Below are 2580 nucleotides of genomic sequence, written 5' to 3' on the forward strand. Positions count from 1 at the left end.
GTCGCCGCCCTGGCGCGCGCCTACGCGGGCGCCTGGGCGGACTTCGCGGCGGCCCTGGGTCAGAAGCCCGCGGGCTCGGTGTAGACGCCCCACTCGTCGCGCAGCGCGTCGCAGATCTCGCCGAGGGTGGCCTCCGCGCGGACGGCGTCCAGCATGGGCGCGATCATGTTGGAGCCGTCGCGGGCGGCGGTGAGCATCGCGTCCAGCGCGGCGCGCACCGCGGCGTCGTCGCGGCCGGCCTTGCGGGCGGCCAGCACCCGCACCTGCTCGCGCTCCACCTCGTGGCTGACGCGCAGGATCTCCAGGTCGCCGGTGACGGACCCGGTGTGGCAGTTGACGCCGACGACCCGCTTCTCGCCCTTCTCCAGCGACTGCTGGTAGCGGAAGGCCGACTCGGCGATCTCGCCGGTGAACCAGCCGTCCTCGATGCCGCGCAGGATGCCCGAGGTGATCGGGCCGATCGGGTGCTGCCCGTCCGGGTGCGCCCGCAGACCGCGCTCCTTGATCTGGTCGAAGATCTTCTCGGCGTCGGCCTCGATCCGGTCCGTGAGCTGCTCGATGTACCAGGAACCGCCCAGCGGGTCGGCGACGTTGGCGACGCCGGTCTCCTCCATCAGCACCTGCTGCGTGCGCAGCGCGATCTCCGCGGCCTGCTCCGAGGGCAGCGCCAGGGTCTCGTCGAGGGCGTTGGTGTGCAGGGAGTTCGTCCCGCCGAGGACGGCCGCGAGGGCCTCGACCGCGGTGCGTACGACGTTGTTGTACGGCTGCTGCGCGGTCAGCGAAACCCCGGCGGTCTGGGTGTGGAAGCGCAGCCACTGCGCCTTGTCGGTCTTCGCGCCGTAGACCTCCTTCATCCAGCGCGCCCAGATCCGGCGGGCGGCGCGGAACTTGGCGATCTCCTCGAAGAAGTCGAGGTGCGCGTCGAAGAAGAAGGACAGGCCGGGCGCGAAGGTGTCGACGTCGAGCCCGCGCGACAGGCCCAGCTCGACGTAGCCGAAGCCGTCGGCGAGGGTGTACGCCAGCTCCTGCGCGGCCGTCGCCCCGGCCTCGCGGATGTGGTAACCGGAGACGGAGAGCGGCTTGTACGCCGGGATGCCCTTGGCGCAGTGCTCCATCAGGTCGCCGATGAGGCGCAGATGGGGCTCGGGCTCGAAGAGCCACTCCTTCTGCGCGATGTACTCCTTGAAGATGTCCGTCTGCAGCGTGCCGTTGAGGACGGCCGGGTCGACGCCCTGGCGCTCGGCGGCGACGAGGTACATGCAGAAGACGGGGACGGCGGGGCCGGAGATCGTCATCGATGTCGTGACGTCGCCGAGCGGGATGTCCTTGAACAGGACCTCCATGTCGGCGGCCGAGTCGATGGCCACACCGCAGTGGCCGACCTCGCCCAGGGAGCGCGCGTCGTCGGAGTCGCGGCCCATGAGGGTCGGCATGTCGAAGGCGACCGAGAGGCCGCCGCCGCCGGCGCCGAGGATCATCTTGTAGCGCTCGTTCGTCTGCTCGGCGTTGCCGAAGCCGGCGAACTGGCGGATCGTCCAGGTGCGGCCGCGGTAGCCGGTCGGGTACAGGCCGCGGGTGAAGGGGTACTCACCGGGCCAGCCGATGCGCTCGAACCCCTCGTACGTGTCGCCGGGGCGGGGGCCGTAGGCCGGTTCGACCGCGTCACCGGAGAGCGTGGTGAAGTCGGCGTCGCGCTTGCGGGCCGCGTCGTAGCGCGCCTGCCAGCGGCTGCGCCCTGCCTCGATGGCCTCGGGGTCCACGTTCCGCCTCCTTGGGTGGCGCGGCGTCGCGCCTGGGGGTGCGGGGGCCTGCGGGGCCCCCGGAGAAATACTAGGACGTCCTAGTAAGTGTCTCCGGTTAACGCTCGCTTACGCAAGGCGCCCGAAGGGTGGCGCGGGCCACGTTCGGGTGACGGCCGGGGCACGGTCAGCTCCGGGCCGCCACGGGTACCACGGCTCCGGTGGCAGCGTAGTAGTTCTGCTGGAGCGACATGCCGTCCCGCCAGGAGGTCGCGGCCCACTGCCCGGCGCCCGCGTCCCAGACGATCTGGGTCGGCGTACGGCCCGAGTCGACGACCATGTCCGCCACCGCGGAGGCGGTCGTCGGCGAGGCGGCGGCGGCGCGCAGGTCCGACAGGTCGTTGCGCAGCCGCACCTCGTCGTCCAGGATCCTGCCGTTGCCCGGGTCGACCGCCACGGTGTGCACCTTGCCGTCCTCGCCGAGGACGTCCACGTTCCAGCGGGCGTAGCCGGCGTCCGTCTCCAGGCTCTCCCCCACGACCGCCCCGTCGTGCCGCCGGACGGCCGCGTCGCGCGCCGCGGCGGCGTCGACCCTGGCCGCGGCGAGGGTGCGCCGGACCTCCTGCGGGTACGGCAGCCGTTCGTCGACGTGTACGGACGAGTGGGCGTAGTCGGCGCTGTCGCCCTTGGAGAGGTAGAGCCCCAGGAAGACGACCGCGAAGGCGGCGCACCCGACGGTGAGCAGCGTGCCGGCCCTCCGCCGGGGCGCCCGGGGAGCGCGGGCGGTACGGGTGGGGGGCCGGGCGGCCCCCCCCCCCCCGCGCGCCGCGCCGCCCGGGCC

2 protein-coding genes are annotated in these 2580 nt (G+C 72.9%); both read right to left on the bottom strand.

The window, feature by feature from the left end:
• Nucleotides 1-59: 59 nt before the first annotated feature.
• Complete coding sequence (locus AB0M28_RS40330) at nt 60-1760, bottom strand: methylmalonyl-CoA mutase family protein (protein ID WP_365415800.1); 1701 nt, start codon at nt 1758-1760, stop codon at nt 60-62.
• A 166-nt stretch (nt 1761-1926) separates the two neighbouring features.
• Nucleotides 1927-2580: PepSY domain-containing protein (locus AB0M28_RS40335; protein ID WP_365415802.1), on the bottom strand; the 654-nt coding region annotated here is incomplete at its 5' end.

It is taken from the genome of Streptomyces sp. NPDC051940 (genome assembly GCF_040680895.1).
Classification (GTDB): Bacteria; Actinomycetota; Actinomycetes; order Streptomycetales; family Streptomycetaceae; genus Streptomyces.